Here is a 17279-nt window from a genome sequence, read left to right on the forward strand (position 1 = left end):
TTTATAAAGTTGGGCCAGCAGCAACTAGTCGCTGTCCCCATTCGTTATCGGTAAAGTTATTGAAATTATCAATAAACTTTTGAGCCAAATCTCTTGCAGCGGCATCCCACTCTTCGGGCACTTCCCAAAGATTACGAGGATTAAGCAGTTTTGAATCCACCCCATGTAATGATTTTGGAATTTGGAGATTAAAAATTGGCAGGATCTCAAAATCCTCATTCTCAATGCTTCCATCAAGAATCGCATTAATTATGGCTCGAGTTGATTTTAGGTCTATTCGCTTCCCCACTCCATATGCACCACCGATCCATCCAGTATTAACTAAATACGCTTTAGAACCATGCTCTTGCATCTTTTTAACCAGCTCACGAGCATAAACTGTAGGATGCAGCATCAAGAATGCTTGTCCAAAACAGCTGCTAAAAGTTGGTTGGGGTTCTAATATTCCCCTTTCTGTACCTGCAAGTTTAGCAGTAAATCCGCTCAGGAAGTGATACTGTGTTTGATTTGGGGTAAGCCTTGCCACTGGAGGCAATACACCAAAAGCATCAGCAGTTAGGAAAATAACATTCTTGGCATGGCCCGCACGCGAAACAGGCTTAACAATGTTTTTAATGTGATAAATAGGATATGAAACTCTCGTATTTTCTGTTTTACGCTTAGAATGGAAATCAATGTTACCCTCCTCATCAACATCTAGATTCTCTAACAGCGCATCCCTCTTGATAGCTGCAAAAATATCTGGTTCCTTTTCAGGGTCAAGGTCGATGCATTTTGCATAGCAACCGCCTTCAAAGTTGAAAACGCCCGAATCGTCCCAACCATGCTCATCGTCGCCAATAAGTGCACGATTAGGGTCGGCTGAGAGGGTTGTTTTACCAGTACCAGAAAGACCAAAAAAAACAGCCACATCGCCATCTTTCCCCACGTTGGCACTACAGTGCATAGTTGCAATACCCTTTAAAGGTAGATAAAAATTCATAACAGAAAAGATACCCTTTTTCATTTCACCCCCATACCAAGTGCCACCAATTAACGCCATCCGCTCAGTAAGGTGAAATGCAACAAATACCTCACTGTTAAGATTTTGCTCCTTCCAGTAGGGGTTGGTTGCTTTTGAAGCTACAAGAACAACAAAATCGGGTTCAAAATCTTTAAGTTCATCCTCGGTTGGGCGAATAAACATGTTTTTAACAAAATGAGCCTGCCAGGCAACCTCCATAACAAACCTAACCCTTAACCTTGAATCCTCATTTGCACCAGCAAAAGCATCAACAACATATAGCTTTTTCCCATTAAGCTGTTCAACGCTAACTTCCTTAAGTTTATTCCAAACTTCCTGCGAAATAGGTTTATTGTCGGACCCCTTCTTTCCAAGTTCTGCCCACCAAACATCTTTTTCCGTTGCAGGTTCTTTAACAACATACTTATCTTTTGGGGAACGGCCAGTAAAAATGCCAGTATCAACATTTACGGCACCTAATTTGGTGACAACTCCTCGCTCGAACCCTTCTAGGCTTGGGTCTGTTTCATGCTCATAGAGCAAATCGTACGATGGGTTATAATACAACTTCTTAACAGAATTGATTCCATATTTCGACAAATCGACCATTTTGATAATTTTAAGAACTACAACAAGTTGATATTTTATAGCAAATTTAAACGTTTTACTTAATACAATTCAAACAAATCGCGAATTTTATTTCACTTTATTACCAAAAACAAAAGCTCGAGTTACAAATAGCAACTCAAACCATTGCAAATATAACAAACTTTATCAATCAATATATACATATATATTGATATTTTCAACAAATACAAAAAGATTGACATTCATCAATGAACAACAGTCACAAACAAGACCTAAGGGCTTGAAAATAAAAAAAAACAGAAATTACTAATCAATATGCTTGCAGTTCTTATCGGTAATAAATGGCTCAATGTGAATAGTTGCATCAATTCCTAACTCATTGAGAATCACACTTTCAATATTTGATACAATGCGATGAGCTTGTTCAATAGACATTTCGTTTGGCAAACGAACATGAAATGTTAGCTCATGGTGCATCACATAGTTATGAATATGGAAATGATGTGGTGCCATACCATCAATTCCCAAACGATTTACAATTTTTTTCACAGACTCAATTGTAGCAGGATCAGGCCTTTCACCCAGAATAACCGAAGCACTATCGGCAATAATTTTAAACCCAGAATACAATATTAACAGCGCAACTGCAATACTTAAAGCACCATCTATCCACCAGAAATACTTGCCTACAAAAATCCCTACCAGCACTATAACTGAGGAAAACGCATCGCTCCTATGATGCCAACCATCGGCAATCACTGAATTAGACTTAGTTTTACGCCCCACAAAAAAAGCATACTGGGCCAAAGCCTCTTTTGTAAGTATAGAGATTATTGTAACAGCTAATGCAATAGTCCCATAGTTTGAGCCTTCGTGCGAGTGCAGCTTATCGTATCCCTCCAATGCAAAGAAAAACGCGACAAAGCCAAGAATCGAACCAATAAGAATTGATGTGATCAATTCGGAACGTCCATGTCCAAAAGGATGACCTTTATCGGCAGGTTTACGGGTATACCTATTTCCAATAAGTAGTATAACTGAACTAATTGAATCGGAAAGAGTGTGCCACGCATCAGCAATTAACGCCAAGGAACCAGATACTATCCCAGCCCAATACTTCAAAAAGAAAAGAATAAGGTTAGCTAAAATAGCCACCCAACCCTCACTATTAATCAATTTTGAAGCCTTCCTTTCAAACTCAACACCCATGAATAACAAGTTACTTTGTTCCTAAAATGCTATAGGATAAGGTGAAATCTGGGTTATACCTAATAAAATAGAGCCCATCATTGAGCATATACCCTTTGTCCACCAAATTAAACTTAAACTCTGACTGTAGAAGTTGCATAGGGAATGTGGACAAGCAGTTTGAAAAGTCTGGACCAAACTCCTTCAATGCGCTAATAAAATAGTACCCAACGTCGAAACCCAAGTATGAAAATTGCGATGGTTCATCCCTGTATGTCTCTCTATACTTAGCAATAAAGTTTTTCACATCGGCTCTTGAGTAATCAACATAAAACGGAGAGAAAATACACGTGTTAAGAGCGAAAAGATAATCGGAAGGTACGTTCTTTAGTCTACGCCAGCGGGATGGACCATAAACCTCAGTGGTTAACCCATAGTACGATTTCACTGCATACAAACTACCAAGAATATCTGTTACAAAAGGTTCATCTTCCGAAGGAACAATAACAACATTTACGCTATCTTTATTAAGAACCTTGAGCAAACTGCTTTGTAAATCAAAAGAGTTAAGGCTCGATGTTTTGTGGAAAAACTTTTGAATTGTAACGCCATATTCATTTGCCTTTTCCATCAACAAGGAGTCAAACTCAGACATTTCTGGATAAATCAATGAAGATGAATCTAAAACTACAACATAGTTTTTTGATGTATCGGGTTCAAAATTGGCAGCAAATACCCTTAACTGGTCATAAAAGTTTTGGTTTACTGAAATCACATTTTGGCTTTTATCCAAACGAGCTATTTTGCTATATATTGGAGAAACAAAATTCACTTTTTCATCAGTTGCATACTTGGCTACAGGTTTTATCTCCTCGTACAAAAAGGGTCCTATTATAAGTTCATTTTTACGGAATGATTCATCGCTTAAAATCTCATTAACATGCACTGCCGAACGTTTTGTATCGTAGGCATTTAAAGATACAGAAACACCTAAGCGTTTTAAAGTATCGAGAGCCAGTAAGAATCCTTCATAAAACTCTAAAGACACCTCAGAAATTTGACTTATCTTCTTTATCTCAGCCTTAGGGGTCTCTTCCTCTAAACCCTCGTTTTCGCCATCTGCACTATCTTTTTTTTGCTGGGTAAAAGGAAGCAAAAGGGCCACATTAAACATTCTCCCATCATAATCAAATGTATCTTGGCAAACACCCTTTTGAGAAAGCATCTGCGTTAAGGTGTCCTGTTTTACAGTATCTTGCTGCTCAACAACACTTTTCTTAATCGGAATTCGAAGGACGGTACCTAATTTTAATCCACCTTTTACCAGGTCCGAATTATAAAACTCTATTTCCTTTGGTGAAACCCCATACTGGCGGGAAATTGCGAATAAACCCTCGCGCGGCTGAACCTCATGCATAATAAAATCAATGGTATCAACCGCAGCCTGGTTCTGAATTGCACTAATATGCTTCTTAGGAATTCTTAATGTTTGACTTGTTTTAAGTCCATCTTTAGCCTCTGGATTTAAGTTTAGGATCTCATCAATTGTAACATTGTACATTCTCGAAATACCAAACAAGGTTTCTTTACGCTTTACGATATGGTAGATAAAGTTCTCGTCTGAATCTATCTTTTTAACTCTTACAGGAATTTTCAGAGCCTGCCCCACTTTTAAACCAGCATAAATATCTGGATTATTTACAGCAATATCGGATTGACTAACACCATAGGCTTTGCTTATTGAATAAAGTGTTTCGCCTTTTTTAACAATATGTACGTAATAGCTTTTACCATCTACCCTAACCTTATTGCGCGAAACTTCGACCTGAACATTTTGAGAATAAAGTGTGGTGGATAAGATTGTTATGGCTAAAAAAGAAAAAAGTATTTTTCTTAACATCTTAAAATGTTTTAGTTTCAAAAGCGACAAAAATAATTAGATTACAAAATTAATCATAAATATAAGTAATCAAATACAATTCCAAAGTCAATCTAAATAGGAAAATCAAACACAAAGTCAAAACGGCTTCGAGTACTAGTTATTGCATTTTTATGCATGCATTATCATTTTTTTATTTGCTAATTTTGCTCAATTGTAGTTGATTTTTCTTAAAATTGCAGTAAAATAGGATAAATGGATTCAACAGACAACCAACTTTTTTTTGCCATAGCCCTATATCAACACAGAGAATTAGGACTTACTGCTGGAGCCTATTTATTGGAACCTATTAACGAAGACTCTTATAAAATAGAAAGAAATCTGATAGTAGATTCAGCCATTTTGCATTCCGACCGCACAACAACCGAAGAAACTGAAATATTAAAAAACATAAATGAGATTACAGAGAAAGCTTTACTTAAACTTTTTGGGCGAGACACAAAAACATTCACCGAACTCATTAGCAAAATACATACCGACGATAACCTCAAAAGCTACATAAGGAACTATATTGACCGTAGAATATTTAAAATCTTAGAAAAGGCTAGCGAAATTGGCACTCCAATATTTTTTAGAGACCGGAATGCAAACAATCTTTACGACGAGAGAAGGGTTTCTTACCATAAAGAACCAGCGAAACCTGTTTTCCGTTTCGAACTTGATGAAAACGGCATTAAATATTCTTTAAAAATCAAGCATGGAAACCAAGTTCTCATTGCAAAGCCAGGTGATTTTGAAGTTCTAACCATGGAACCCTGCCTGCTAAAGTTTTCAAACAATATTTTTTATATCGACGGAATTGATGGCAAAAAATTCACCCCCTATCTAAACAAAGACTTTATAACCATACCGTTGCAATCGGTTCAAAGATATATGGAATCCTTTGTGCTAAACGCAGTACGGAACAACATAGTTGAGGCCATCGGTTTTGAAATAGATGAGAAAAACAGCAGACCAACGCCTGTGCTAACTCTTGAAGAAAGGCTTGCAGGGGGAGCATGCCTAACCTTAAACTTTAAATACGGTAACAAAATCATTGCAGCAAACACCCCACCTACAACCGAAGTAAAACTATCACATAGAGCTGGAAAATATAAATTCACAAAACTTATAAGAAACACTCCCAAAGAAACCAAGCTAAGGGGCAAAGTTGAAAAGGACTTGCATCTAAAAAAGGTTGGTGAGAATGAGTACTTCCCTGGCAAACCTGAAAATGATGGTTTGGATGATTTCAGACTAATTGAATGGCTCAACCGAAACCAACAAAAACTCTCCGAACTAGGATTCGAAATCCAACAAAAATACAAACAAGCCAACTACCATATAAACGGGTTTAACCTTTCAATAAGAGTAAACGAAGGTATTGATTGGTTCGATTTATATGGCATGGTTGAAATTGGCTCATTTAAAGTTCCTTTTATACACTTCAGGAAGCATATAATTAAAAATATCCGAGAATACACTCTACCAAATGGGCAAATCTTTATACTTCCCGATGAATGGTTTGCCAAATACCGAACCATATTTATGTTTGGGAAAGAAGAGGGAGAGAAACTCTTAATTTCTAAAGCCAATGTCGCTCTTTTGTCAGACAATAACATCGAAACACAAAGCATGTCAGATTTTGCAGAAAGAATCAAAAACATAACTGCAAAATCGGTTGAACTCCCCAAATCATTAGACGCTAGGCTTAGGAAGTATCAAACTATTGGCTACGTATGGCTAAAAACGCTATCCGAAAACGGGCTAAACGGATGCCTAGCCGATGACATGGGGTTAGGAAAGACCCTACAAACCATTACCTTTATTCTGTCGGAACTGGAAAATGGTGATTATAAAAAAGGAGAACACAAAACAACCTTGATAGTTGCACCGACTTCAATAATATTCAACTGGTTTAACGAATTTGAAAAATTTGCACCAACAATTCGGGTTGGCATTTACCATGGCACAAACCGAGAGAAAAGCCTAAAATTATTTAAAACAAACCATGTAGTTATAACATCATACGGCACAATAAGAAACGATATAAACCTGCTTAAAGATTTCCCTTTTAGGCTTGTAGTACTTGACGAAAGTCAAACTATTAAAAATCCAGCCTCAAAAATTTACAGAAGTGTATTGCTGCTAAAATCAGATAAAAAGCTATGCTTAAGCGGTACGCCTATCGAGAACAACCTTTTCGACCTATGGTCTCAAATGAACTTCCTGAACAGAGGGATGTTAGGTGGCATTAAAGTATTCAGCGATGAATTTGCCACTCCTATCGAAAAAAGAAACGATTCAGAAAAGCAAAAACTTCTTAAAAAACTTATAGAACCATTAATCTTAAGGCGGACAAAAGAACAAGTGGCTAAAGAGTTACCTCCGCTTACCGAGCAAATTGTTTATTGTGAGATGAGCGATGAACAAAGCAGAATATATGAGGAGGAAAAATCGAAAACGAGAAGGATGATTATTGATGCTTTTGAAAACAGTCAAACCGATTCAATTTCCGTTAACATCCTATCGGCGCTAACTCGACTACGCCAACTTGCCAATCACCCTGCCATGCTAGACGAATACTCCGAAATACCCTCTGGCAAGTTCGAAGAAATAACCCAGATGATAGAAAGCGTCATATCGGAAAACCATAAAATTTTGATATTCTCATCGTTTGTAAAGCACCTTAACCAGGTTGAAAGCTACCTGCAAGAAAGCAATATAGGATATGAGATGTTAACTGGTTCAACAACAAATAGGGAAAATGTTGTGGAAAACTTCCAGAACGACCCAGATAAAAAGATATTCCTCATATCGCTCAAAGCCGGTGGTGTAGGATTAAATCTCACTGCTGCCGATTACATTTTTATACTCGACCCCTGGTGGAACCCAGCAGCCGAAATGCAAGCTGCTTCGCGCGCCCACCGAATTGGGCAAACAAAAAAGGTTTTCGTTTATCGATTCATTTCAAGAAACACTGTAGAAGAAAAGATTATCAGACTTCAATCGCATAAGGAAAATCTTGCCCATGAATTTGTTAACAGCAACAATCCGATGGTAATCCTTAACAAGGAACAAATAATGAGTCTTGTAGAATAGAAGTAATTCACCTCTAGCATTAATTTATAACCAAAACCGCACTTGGTTCCTGAACTTATGCAACATGTGCAAAAAATCAAAACCAGCAAAGAACGTACAAACCTGGATATCTGACTATTACTTCTACAAACAGCTAAAAAGTCAAAACATTAGAAACTAATTCCGTATTAAAGTTCTTATCTTTGTAGCATGGAAACTATTCTCAAAATTGCTATAATATTTGCAGCATACCTTTTAGGTTCAATACCTACATCGGTTTGGGTAGGTAAAATTTTTTATGGTGTTGATGTTAGAGATCATGGCAGCGGAAACGCTGGTGCAACAAATACCATTAGAGTTCTTGGGCTGCTCCCTGGAATATTTGTTTTCATAGTAGATGTACTGAAAGGCTATCTAGCTGTCAGGTTGCTTTATTTAACCGATTTCTACATCCCTAAAACTGGAATGTTTATAAACTTTCAGCTCTTCCTTGGAATTGCAGCATTACTTGGGCACATCTTCCCCATTTTCGCACAATTTCGAGGGGGAAAAGGTGTGGCCGTTCTATCGGGTGTAGTTTTTGCATTGCACCCTTATGCAACACTTATTGTTTTTGGAATTTGGACAGTTTCGGTAATCATCACGAAATATGTTTCACTTAGCTCTATGATTGCAGGGTTTTCGTTCCCGTTGGTTTTAATTTTCATTTACCGAACGTCGAACCCTTCGCTTATTATCTTTGCATTTGCACTTGCAATACTAATGCTATTCACTCATCAAAAAAATATAGAAAGGCTTATCAAAGGGGAAGAATCTAAATTCTCCCTCAAAAAAAAGGGGAAGATAAATCAACAAAAAAAGTAATCAGTTTACATTAGCATTTAATTTTATACTGCTCTACTCAAGAGGAATGAAATATTTTTTATAATTTTGCATTTCGTTTAAAATTGATATTCAGCAATATGATTAAAATAACATTTCCCGATGGTGCGGTAAGGGAGTATCCCAAAGGTGTGACTGGTTTGGATATAGCCAAAAGCATATCCGAACGGCTTGCAAAAGAGGTTTTAGCAATCTCAGTAAACAATGAAGTATGGGATTTAACACGTGGGATTGAAACTGATGCTACAATCAAGTTACACAAATGGGACGATCCTGAAGGGAAGCATGCATTTTGGCACTCTTCGGCTCACCTAATGGCTGAAGCCATAGAAGCCCTCTACCCTGGAGTAAAACTTGGCATTGGCCCAAGCATTGAGAATGGGTTTTACTACGACATTGACTTTAATGGCCATTCCATTTCCGAAGAAGATCTACCCAAGATAGAGAAAAAGATGCTTGAGTTTGCTCAACAAAAGCAGCCAATCACTAGAAAAGAAGTTTCAAAGGAGCAAGCTCTTAAAACATACAAGGAGAAGAGCGACCCATATAAGGTTGAGCTAATCAACGACCTTGAAGATGGCACTATCACATTCTACACACAGGGTGACTTCACCGATTTGTGTCGAGGTCCTCACCTACCCCATACTGGATACATCAAGGCCATAAAGCTACTAAGCGTTGCTGGTGCTTACTGGAGGGGCGATGAAAAGAATAAAATGCTTACCCGCATTTATGGAATTACTTTCCCCAAAAAGAATCTACTCGATGAGTACTTGGCAATGCTTGAAGAGGCAAAGAAACGCGATCACCGTAAAATTGGGAAGGAATTAGAACTTTTTACTTTCTCGCAAAGCGTTGGCCAGGGATTACCTCTATGGCTACCCAAAGGAGCCCAACTCCGTGAACGTCTTGAAATGTTTTTAAAGCGTGTTCAAAAGAAATACGGCTACGAGCAGGTAATTACTCCTCATATTGGCCAAAAAGAACTTTACGAGACATCGGGGCACTGGGCTAAATATGGAAAAGACAGTTTCCGACCAATTAACACCCCTCAAGAAGGCGAAGAGTTCCTGTTAAAACCCATGAACTGCCCTCATCACTGCGAGATATACAAGTCAAAACCTAGGTCGTACAAAGACTTACCCCTTCGCCTAGCAGAGTTTGGAACTGTTTACCGTTACGAGCAAAGCGGCGAACTACATGGTTTAACCCGTGTAAGGGGATTTACTCAGGACGACGCCCATATATTCTGCCGTCCCGATCAACTTAAAGAGGAATTTGTTAAGGTTATCGACATTGTTTTATACATATTCAAAACCCTGAACTTTCAGGACTATACTGCTCAGATATCGCTTCGCGATCCTAACAATAAAGAGAAATATATTGGCTCTGACGAAAATTGGGAAAAAGCAGAAAAAGCTATTGTTGAAGCGGCTGCAGAGCGCGGGCTTAAAACCGTAACCGAATTAGGTGAAGCAGCCTTTTATGGGCCTAAACTTGACTTCATGGTACGCGATGCAATTGGACGCAAATGGCAGCTTGGTACCATTCAGGTAGATTATAACCTACCCGAGCGCTTTCAGCTCGAATACATCGGTTCGGACGATAAACGTTATCGGCCAATTATGATTCACAGAGCTCCGTTTGGCTCAATGGAGCGTTTTGTAGCTGTTTTAATTGAGCATACTGGCGGAAAGTTTCCACTATGGCTAACTCCCGACCAGGTTGTAGTGCTACCAATAAGTGAAAAATTTAACGAATACGCAAAAAGTGTTTCAAATTTCCTAAATAATTACGATATTCGCAGCCTGATTGATGACCGAAACGAAAAAATCGGTAAAAAGATAAGGGACAATGAGTTACGAAGAATCCCTTACCTTTTGATTGTTGGCGAGAAAGAACAAGAAAGCAACTCTGTTGCGGTTCGTGTTCAAGGGCAAGGCGATAAAGGACAAATGAAACTTGAAGAATTTGTTAAACATATAAAGGCTGAAATTGATAACCAGCTAAAAGAAATATAGTGTTAACTAAAATTAGGAGGACACAGTTATAGCAGCACCAAACAGAAATAGAAATAGAAAGCCTGAGGTTGAAGCCTATCAAATTAACGAAAAAATTAAAGCGAAAACTGTACGCTTAGTAGGCGACAACATCGAAAATCCAGGTATTTATCCTATAGAAAAGGCACTTCAAATTGCCGATGAAATGGAACTGGATTTGGTAATGATTTCTGATAAGGCAGACCCACCAGTTTGCAAAATAACCGATTATCAGAAATTCCTTTACCAGCTTAAAAAGAAACAAAAGGAAATTAAGGCTAATGCACAAAAAATTGTAGTTAAAGAGATTCGTTTTGGTCCTAATACCGATGAACACGACTACAACTTCAAATTGAAACATGCCATAAATTTCCTACAAGATGGTGCAAAAGTAAAGGCGTACGTGTTCTTTAAAGGACGGTCAATCCTATTTAAAGAGCAGGGGGAGATTTTGCTTCTTCGATTTGCTCAAGATGTCGAAGAGTATGGCAAAGTTGAACAACTCCCTAAACTTGAAGGGAAACGAATGATAATGATTATTGCACCCAAGGGAAGCAAAAAGAAATAGTAAACCATTTAGTAATCAATAAATAAATTGTAGGATGCCAAAAACAAAGACTCATTCTGGTGCAAAAAAGCGTTTCGCTTTAACCGGAACAGGTAAGATTAAAAGAAAACATGCTTACAAGAGTCACATTTTGACTAAGAAAGAGACTAAGCAAAAGCGTAACCTTACCCACGTTGGTTTAGTTGACAAAACTGATGAGGGAAGAGTAAAACTAATGCTTGGTCTTAAGTAGCAAACCGTTTTCTTTTTTAGTTTATTATCAACTTTTCTATTTAATGTTTAACAGAATGAATTAGCAGCAAAAGAGTTCAAATGGAGTGAACCGCTAATCATTCAAAAATTGTAAAAAAATGCCAAGATCAGTAAATGCAGTAGCATCGCGCAAACGCAGAAAAAAAATTCTTAAACAGACTAAAGGGAATTTTCTTGCGCGCAAAAATGTTTACACGGTTGCAAAAAACACTCTTGAAAAAGGGTTAACCTACGCATATCGCGACCGTAAGAAAAAGAAAATTGAGTTCCGTGCTCTTTGGATTCAGCGTATTAATGCTGCAGTTCGTGAGTATGGCATGACTTACTCTGAATTTATGGGCAAAATCAACAAAAAGGGTATTGAAATCAACCGCAAGGTTTTAGCCGATTTGGCTATGAATAATCCCGAAGCATTTAAAGCTATTGTTGATTCTGTAAAATAGCATTCTTTCAAAAGTTATAAAACAGGGGCATCACTGCCCCTTTTTTTGTTAATTTTATTTAAGTTATAATTAATGAAATCTACATTATTCCCAACCTTTTTATAAATTGCAAACTGAAATATTAAATAAAAGATGCTTAAAATTGCTATTATCGGATACGGTAAAATGGGGCATCAGGTTGAAAGTGTTGCCACCGAGCGAGGACATAAGATTGTACTAACCATCGACAATAACAACCTAAATGACCTTACTACCGAAAATTTAAAAATGGCAGATGTTGCCATTGAGTTTACATCGCCTGAAACAGCATACAAAAACGTGAAGAAATGCTTTGAAGCGGGTATCCCAGTAGTTTGCGGAACTACAGGTTGGAATAATCAGCTAGAAGAACTAATTAAAGTAGCCCAAAAAGGCGAAAACACGTTCTTTTACGCATCGAATTTTAGCATTGGGGTTAACATCTTTTTTAAAATAACCAGATACGCATCGACTCTTATTGAACGATTTGGAAGTTACTCTCCCGAAATAACAGAAATTCATCATACGCAAAAAATTGACGCACCAAGCGGAACGGCTATTAGCATAGCAAATATTTTAGCAGATGAACTCTCAAACTATAACGGATGGACTTTGAAGCCTGAAACTTCGGATGAAAAAATTCCAATAGAAGCTATCCGTGAAGGAACGGTTCCAGGGACCCACATAGTCAATTTCAACTCCGAAATAGATTCAATCACTTTAAAGCACGAAGCCAAAAGCAGAAGAGGGTTCGCTTTCGGAGCAGTTATGGCTGCTGAATTTATTCATGGCCGGAAAGGCTTCTTCAACATGGACGATTTACTAAAACTTGACTAAACCTATACAACAATGTTTCAAAAAGTTAAAGATTTTCTGAAAAACAAGTATTTTCGATTTGCAGTTACAGCAACCATTTTTATCCTATGGGTAATATGGATTGGAAACTACTGGCTACTACTTGGACTGCCCATTATTTTTGACCACTACATAACCCAAAAGGTAAACTGGACGTTTTGGAAGAAACGGGGGCAAAAAAAATCCGTTTTAATTGAATGGGTCGATGCTATAATTTTTGCTGTTGTTGCAGCAACTCTCATACGAATGTTTTTCATTGAAGCATACACCATACCAACATCATCAATGGAAAAATCGTTGCTTGTAGGCGACTACCTTTTTGTTAGTAAGGTTGCATACGGACCAAAACTCCCAAACACGCCTATCTCATTCCCATTTGTTCATCACACGCTACCATTCACTAAATACACAAAATCGTTTATTGAGTGGCCCCGTTGGCCATATAAGCGTCTAAAAGGCTTCGGTAGTATTAAACGTAACGATGTGGTAGTTTTCAACTTTCCCGAAGGCGATACTGTTTGTTTGCAGGACCAAAACTCAAGCTACTATACCCTAGCAAGAATTTATGGACGTGACTACATTCGACAAAACTTTGATGTTATTTATCGGCCTGTTGATAAGCGCGAAAACTACATCAAAAGATGTGTAGCCATACCTGGTGATACCATTCAGGTTATTCATGGTGTTCTTTATGTTAATGGAAAAGAACAGGAAAAAATTGGTAAACGACAATATAACTACACCATTAAGACCAATGGTAGTACAATAAACCCTCTGCGACTTCAGGAAATGGGAATCGCCAAATCGGATGTCAACTACAATCCTCAAGAATCGGTTTACACGATGCCCTTAACTGAGGAGATGGTAGAGCGCTTTAAATCGTTCAGCAACATAGTTGAAATCACCCGAAATGAAAACCTCGATACCATGGTTATGTGGAAGTTAATTTTCCCTCACGACCCACGCTTTGCATGGAACGAAGACAACTTTGGCCCACTTTGGATTCCCAAAAAAGGGACTACAGTAAAACTAACTACCGCGAATTTGCCAATTTATAGAAGAATAATAGATGTGTACGAAAACAACGACCTAAAAGTTGAAAACGATACCATATTTATCAATGGAAAACCAGCCGATTCCTATACCTTTAAAATGGACTACTATTTTATGATGGGTGATAACAGACACAACTCGGCCGATAGCCGTTTCTGGGGCTTTGTACCTGAGGACCATGTCGTAGGAAAAGCTTCGTTTATTTGGCTTTCCATTGACAAAGAAAGGAGTTTCCCGTCAAATATCCGATTCAACCGAATATTTAAGGCAATTAAATAATATACCCTATACACCTCTTAACCCTGTTGCGGAAATTTCTCTCTTCAACAGGGTCTTTCATAAAAACGCTTTACAATGAGTGATAGTAAGTTATTGGCTAGTACAGCATACCTTCCACCTATTAGCTACTTTTCAGCAATTCTTAACGCAGAAAAAATCATTTTTGAAGCCCATGAAACGTACATTAAACAAACCTATCGAAATAGATGTTTAATTTTAAGCGCTAATGGACCTCTTCCATTGATTATACCTGTCATTAGGCCAAAGGGTAACCATACACCAATTACAGAGGTTGAAGTTGATTACTCAACCAGGTGGAACAAAAACCATGTAAGAGCTATTGAATCAGCTTACCGATCATCGGCTTACTTTGAGTTTATTGCTGACTTCCTATTCCCTTTCTATGAAAAAAAATTCGATACGCTTTGGGAGCTAAACCTTAGTTTAATAAATGCTATTTTTGAATTTCTTGAAATAAAAAAGAATATTGAAACAACCAGCCACTTTGTAAAAGAAACAGATAAAGGAACAACAGACTTACGATCCCTCTCCCCAAAACAAAAAAGTAATTCTATATTTCCAGAGTCTGTCCCTTACTATCAAGTATTTGAACATAAATTCGGGTTCACCCCAAATTTAAGCATTATAGATATGCTATTTAACGAAGGGCTTGAATCCTTGGAACTTCTAAAAAGAGGATGAATTCTGCACATCTCAACTATTAGCAAGTCATTGCTCAAATCAAAGGTTAAAATCTCATTTTTTCTAACTATATAAGATAGATTGATTAAATTTAACTCAGCAATAAGCTGCTAGAAGCGACAAGTAATTAACGCCCAAATATTATGTCCACTCTAGCTCTTCCTACTCATTCCGCTATACGCGCTCCAAAACCGCCCCTGATGGGTAGGGCTATCCCTTATTTAGGGGTAATATTATTTTTATCATCTCCTTTAGGCTGATGGAGAAAGGGAGTAATCGCAAACTGAACATACACAACAAATCTCACACAAAGGGAAACGTAGATTAAATCACTCAAAAACCTTCAAAATACCATAACTTCTTTTACACACTGAAAGATGTTTCTACCACCCTAACCCCAAATAACAGCGGCACACTATACACTGCATCCTGACCGCAGTCGTTCCTCTATCTTCTTTTAACTTCATCTAACTTCATCTAACTTCTTCAAATTTTTTAACCGATACTTTGCCTTAAGCCTAAAAACCAGACTAACCTTTTTCCATAAAACATTCTTATCTGTTTTTTGTTACTATTTAGAATCATTCTAATTATAGATTTGTTATAAAAGAATGATTTTCGTTATGTATTTTTTTGCATATCGTATTTATATTTGTAAAAACCATAATTAAATATAAGCTATGAACAACGCAATCTTTAAGTACGATCTACCTAAAAATGAGCCTATATTAAGCTATCTTCCGTGCTCGCCCGAAAGGGAGGCTCTGGAAAATGAGATAAAAAGGCTATCATCGGAGGTGATGGAAATACCCCTAATAATTGGGGGGAAAGAGGTTCGCACTGGTAAAAAAGGGAAGGTTGTTATGCCTCACAATCATGGTCATGTGCTAGCTGAATATCATATGGCAGGGCCCGAAGAGACACAACTGGCAATAGAGGCTGCTCTTAAGGCACACGAATACTGGTCGCAGGTTTCGTGGGTGGAGCGTTTAAGCATAACGCTCAAAGTTGCCGAGCTGATATCAAAAAAATACAGGGCAACACTAAATGCAGCAACCATGCTAGGTCAAGGGAAAAACGTTTACCAAGCCGAAATTGATGCGGCATGCGAGACAATTGATTTCCTGAGGTTTAACGCCCACTACATCTCTGAAATATACAACCAGCAACCCATCTCTGAAACGGGCACTATAAACCGTTTGGAATACAGACCGCTTGAAGGGTTTATCTTTACTGTTAGCCCATTCAACTTTACTGCTATTGCCTCGAATCTAAACATGGCACCAGTTTTAATGGGAAATACCGTAGTATGGAAACCTGCATCAACAGCACTACTATCGAACTACATCTTGATGCAGATTTATAAGGAGGCAGGAGTGCCTGACGGAGTCATTAACTTTATACCAGGTAAAGGTTCCGCAATTGGCAACGTGGTATTCAATCATCCTATGCTTGCAGGGATTCACTTTACCGGTTCCACTGTAACGTTTAACACCTTCTGGAAGGCTGTAAGCAACAACATTGGGAAATATCGCTCATACCCAAAACTTGTTGGCGAAACAGGCGGTAAAGATTTTATCTTCATGCACCCTAGTGCAAATGTAAACGAAGCGGTAATAGCAGCTGTGAGAGGTGCTTTTGAGTACCAGGGACAAAAATGTTCTGCTGCATCGCGTGCATACATTCCACAATCGGTATGGCCTGAGTTTAAAACCAAGCTGCAAGGCATTCTTCATGAGCTAAACATGGGGGAACCAACTGATTATGAAACCTTTGTAAATGCGGTGATCGACGAGGCCTCTTTCGACAATATCATGAGTTACATTGAAAAGGCCAAGGAATCTGATAAAGCAGAAATAGTTGCAGGAGGCAAAGGCGATAAAAGCAAAGGCTATTTTGTGGAACCAACAGTTATTGTAACATCCGATCCTCACTTTATAACCATGGAGGAAGAAATTTTTGGCCCTGTGCTTACCATCTATGTTTATCCCGATGAGAAGTTTGAAGAAACGCTTGAACTATGCGACCAAACATCTCCATACGCACTAACCGGAGCAATTTTCTCAGCAGATAGAGAAGCATTAAACACGGCATGCCGTATTCTTAGATATTCAGCAGGTAACTTCTACTTTAACGATAAACCAACTGGAGCCGTGGTTGGCCAGCAGCCCTTTGGAGGAGCTCGTGCTAGCGGCACAAACGACAAGGCTGGAGGTCCATTCAACCTTATCCGTTGGACTAGTCCAAGAACCATTAAAGAAAACCTAAACCCTCCAACTGATTATCGCTATCCTTACATGACAAATGCACGTTGTGGAGAGTAATACCAATTAGAAAATTAGGATGAACGGCTATCATATGGTAGCCGTTTATTTTTTGCAAGGATTGATTTAATTTCGTTTTTTTGTGT

The 17279-nt window shown here is 38.1% G+C and carries 13 protein-coding genes; 10 read left to right on the top strand and 3 right to left on the bottom strand.

The annotated features are described in order from the left end of the window. Window position 1: 1 nt before the first annotated feature. From pckA to FHG85_RS09140, 3 genes are all read right to left on the bottom strand, one after another. On the bottom strand, window positions 2–1618 hold the full coding sequence (gene pckA / locus FHG85_RS09130; protein ID WP_220429272.1) for a phosphoenolpyruvate carboxykinase (ATP): 1617 nt from the start codon (window positions 1616–1618) through the stop codon (window positions 2–4). Between the two features lie 279 nt (window positions 1619–1897). After that, on the bottom strand, window positions 1898–2800 hold the full coding sequence (locus FHG85_RS09135) for a cation diffusion facilitator family transporter (protein ID WP_173075123.1): 903 nt from the start codon (window positions 2798–2800) through the stop codon (window positions 1898–1900). A gap of 10 nt (window positions 2801–2810) precedes the next feature. Beyond that, window positions 2811–4679 (bottom strand): LysM peptidoglycan-binding domain-containing protein, encoded by a 1869-nt coding sequence (locus FHG85_RS09140; protein ID WP_173075125.1) that lies wholly within the window; start codon window positions 4677–4679, stop codon window positions 2811–2813. A gap of 234 nt (window positions 4680–4913) precedes the next feature. Between FHG85_RS09140 and FHG85_RS09145 the strand changes: the two genes are divergently transcribed. The 10 genes from FHG85_RS09145 to pruA all read left to right on the top strand — a co-directional run bounded on the left by FHG85_RS09145 (window position 4914) and on the right by pruA (window position 17193). Then, the gene (locus FHG85_RS09145; RefSeq protein WP_173075127.1) at window positions 4914–7799 is read left to right on the top strand and encodes a DEAD/DEAH box helicase; all 2886 of its coding nucleotides are present in this window, start codon (window positions 4914–4916) and stop codon (window positions 7797–7799) included. Between the two features lie 189 nt (window positions 7800–7988). Further along, window positions 7989–8642, top strand: a complete 654-nt coding sequence (gene plsY, locus FHG85_RS09150; protein ID WP_173075128.1) for a glycerol-3-phosphate 1-O-acyltransferase PlsY — start codon at window positions 7989–7991, stop codon at window positions 8640–8642. 98 nt (window positions 8643–8740) lie between these two features. After that, window positions 8741–10681 carry a threonine--tRNA ligase gene (gene thrS, locus FHG85_RS09155; RefSeq protein WP_173075130.1) on the top strand — a complete coding sequence of 647 codons (1941 nt, stop codon included), beginning with the start codon at window positions 8741–8743 and terminating at the stop codon, window positions 10679–10681. Between the two features lie 28 nt (window positions 10682–10709). Then, a complete protein-coding gene (gene infC / locus FHG85_RS09160) occupies window positions 10710–11267 on the top strand; it encodes a translation initiation factor IF-3 (RefSeq protein ID WP_173076840.1) in 558 nt (185 codons plus the stop codon). 34 nt (window positions 11268–11301) lie between these two features. Next, window positions 11302–11499, top strand: a complete 198-nt coding sequence (rpmI, locus tag FHG85_RS09165) for a 50S ribosomal protein L35 (protein WP_173075132.1) — start codon at window positions 11302–11304, stop codon at window positions 11497–11499. A gap of 118 nt (window positions 11500–11617) precedes the next feature. Further along, window positions 11618–11962 carry a 50S ribosomal protein L20 gene (gene rplT / locus FHG85_RS09170; RefSeq protein ID WP_173075134.1) on the top strand — a complete coding sequence of 115 codons (345 nt, stop codon included), beginning with the start codon at window positions 11618–11620 and terminating at the stop codon, window positions 11960–11962. 132 nt (window positions 11963–12094) lie between these two features. Continuing rightward, the gene (dapB, locus tag FHG85_RS09175; protein WP_173075136.1) at window positions 12095–12817 is read left to right on the top strand and encodes a 4-hydroxy-tetrahydrodipicolinate reductase; all 723 of its coding nucleotides are present in this window, start codon (window positions 12095–12097) and stop codon (window positions 12815–12817) included. Window positions 12818–12829: 12 nt separating this feature from the next. Continuing rightward, window positions 12830–14167, top strand: a complete 1338-nt coding sequence (lepB, locus tag FHG85_RS09180; RefSeq protein WP_173075138.1) for a signal peptidase I — start codon at window positions 12830–12832, stop codon at window positions 14165–14167. A gap of 75 nt (window positions 14168–14242) precedes the next feature. Then, window positions 14243–14869, top strand: coding sequence for a WbqC family protein (locus tag FHG85_RS09185; RefSeq protein ID WP_173075140.1), 627 nt, complete (start codon window positions 14243–14245; stop codon window positions 14867–14869). A 680-nt stretch (window positions 14870–15549) separates the two neighbouring features. Further along, window positions 15550–17193: an L-glutamate gamma-semialdehyde dehydrogenase gene (gene pruA, locus FHG85_RS09190; RefSeq protein ID WP_173075142.1), complete on the top strand. Its 1644-nt coding sequence runs from the start codon at window positions 15550–15552 to the stop codon at window positions 17191–17193. Window positions 17194–17279 lie beyond the last annotated feature (86 nt).

This window comes from Tenuifilum thalassicum, assembly GCF_013265555.1.
GTDB classification, from domain to species: domain Bacteria; phylum Bacteroidota; class Bacteroidia; order Bacteroidales; family Tenuifilaceae; genus Tenuifilum; species Tenuifilum thalassicum.

Coding starts and splice junctions, on each gene's coding strand:
- FHG85_RS09135 (WP_173075123.1), bottom strand. CDS start 2,800: ATGGGTGTTGAGTTTGAAAGGAAGGCTTCAAAATTGATTAATAGTGAG.
- FHG85_RS09140 (WP_173075125.1), bottom strand. CDS start 4,679: ATGTTAAGAAAAATACTTTTTTCTTTTTTAGCCATAACAATCTTATCC.
- FHG85_RS09145 (WP_173075127.1), top strand. CDS start 4,914: ATGGATTCAACAGACAACCAACTTTTTTTTGCCATAGCCCTATATCAA.
- plsY (WP_173075128.1), top strand. CDS start 7,989: ATGGAAACTATTCTCAAAATTGCTATAATATTTGCAGCATACCTTTTA.
- thrS (WP_173075130.1), top strand. CDS start 8,741: ATGATTAAAATAACATTTCCCGATGGTGCGGTAAGGGAGTATCCCAAA.
- rpmI (WP_173075132.1), top strand. CDS start 11,302: ATGCCAAAAACAAAGACTCATTCTGGTGCAAAAAAGCGTTTCGCTTTA.
- rplT (WP_173075134.1), top strand. CDS start 11,618: ATGCCAAGATCAGTAAATGCAGTAGCATCGCGCAAACGCAGAAAAAAA.
- dapB (WP_173075136.1), top strand. CDS start 12,095: ATGCTTAAAATTGCTATTATCGGATACGGTAAAATGGGGCATCAGGTT.
- lepB (WP_173075138.1), top strand. CDS start 12,830: ATGTTTCAAAAAGTTAAAGATTTTCTGAAAAACAAGTATTTTCGATTT.
- FHG85_RS09185 (WP_173075140.1), top strand. CDS start 14,243: ATGAGTGATAGTAAGTTATTGGCTAGTACAGCATACCTTCCACCTATT.
- pruA (WP_173075142.1), top strand. CDS start 15,550: ATGAACAACGCAATCTTTAAGTACGATCTACCTAAAAATGAGCCTATA.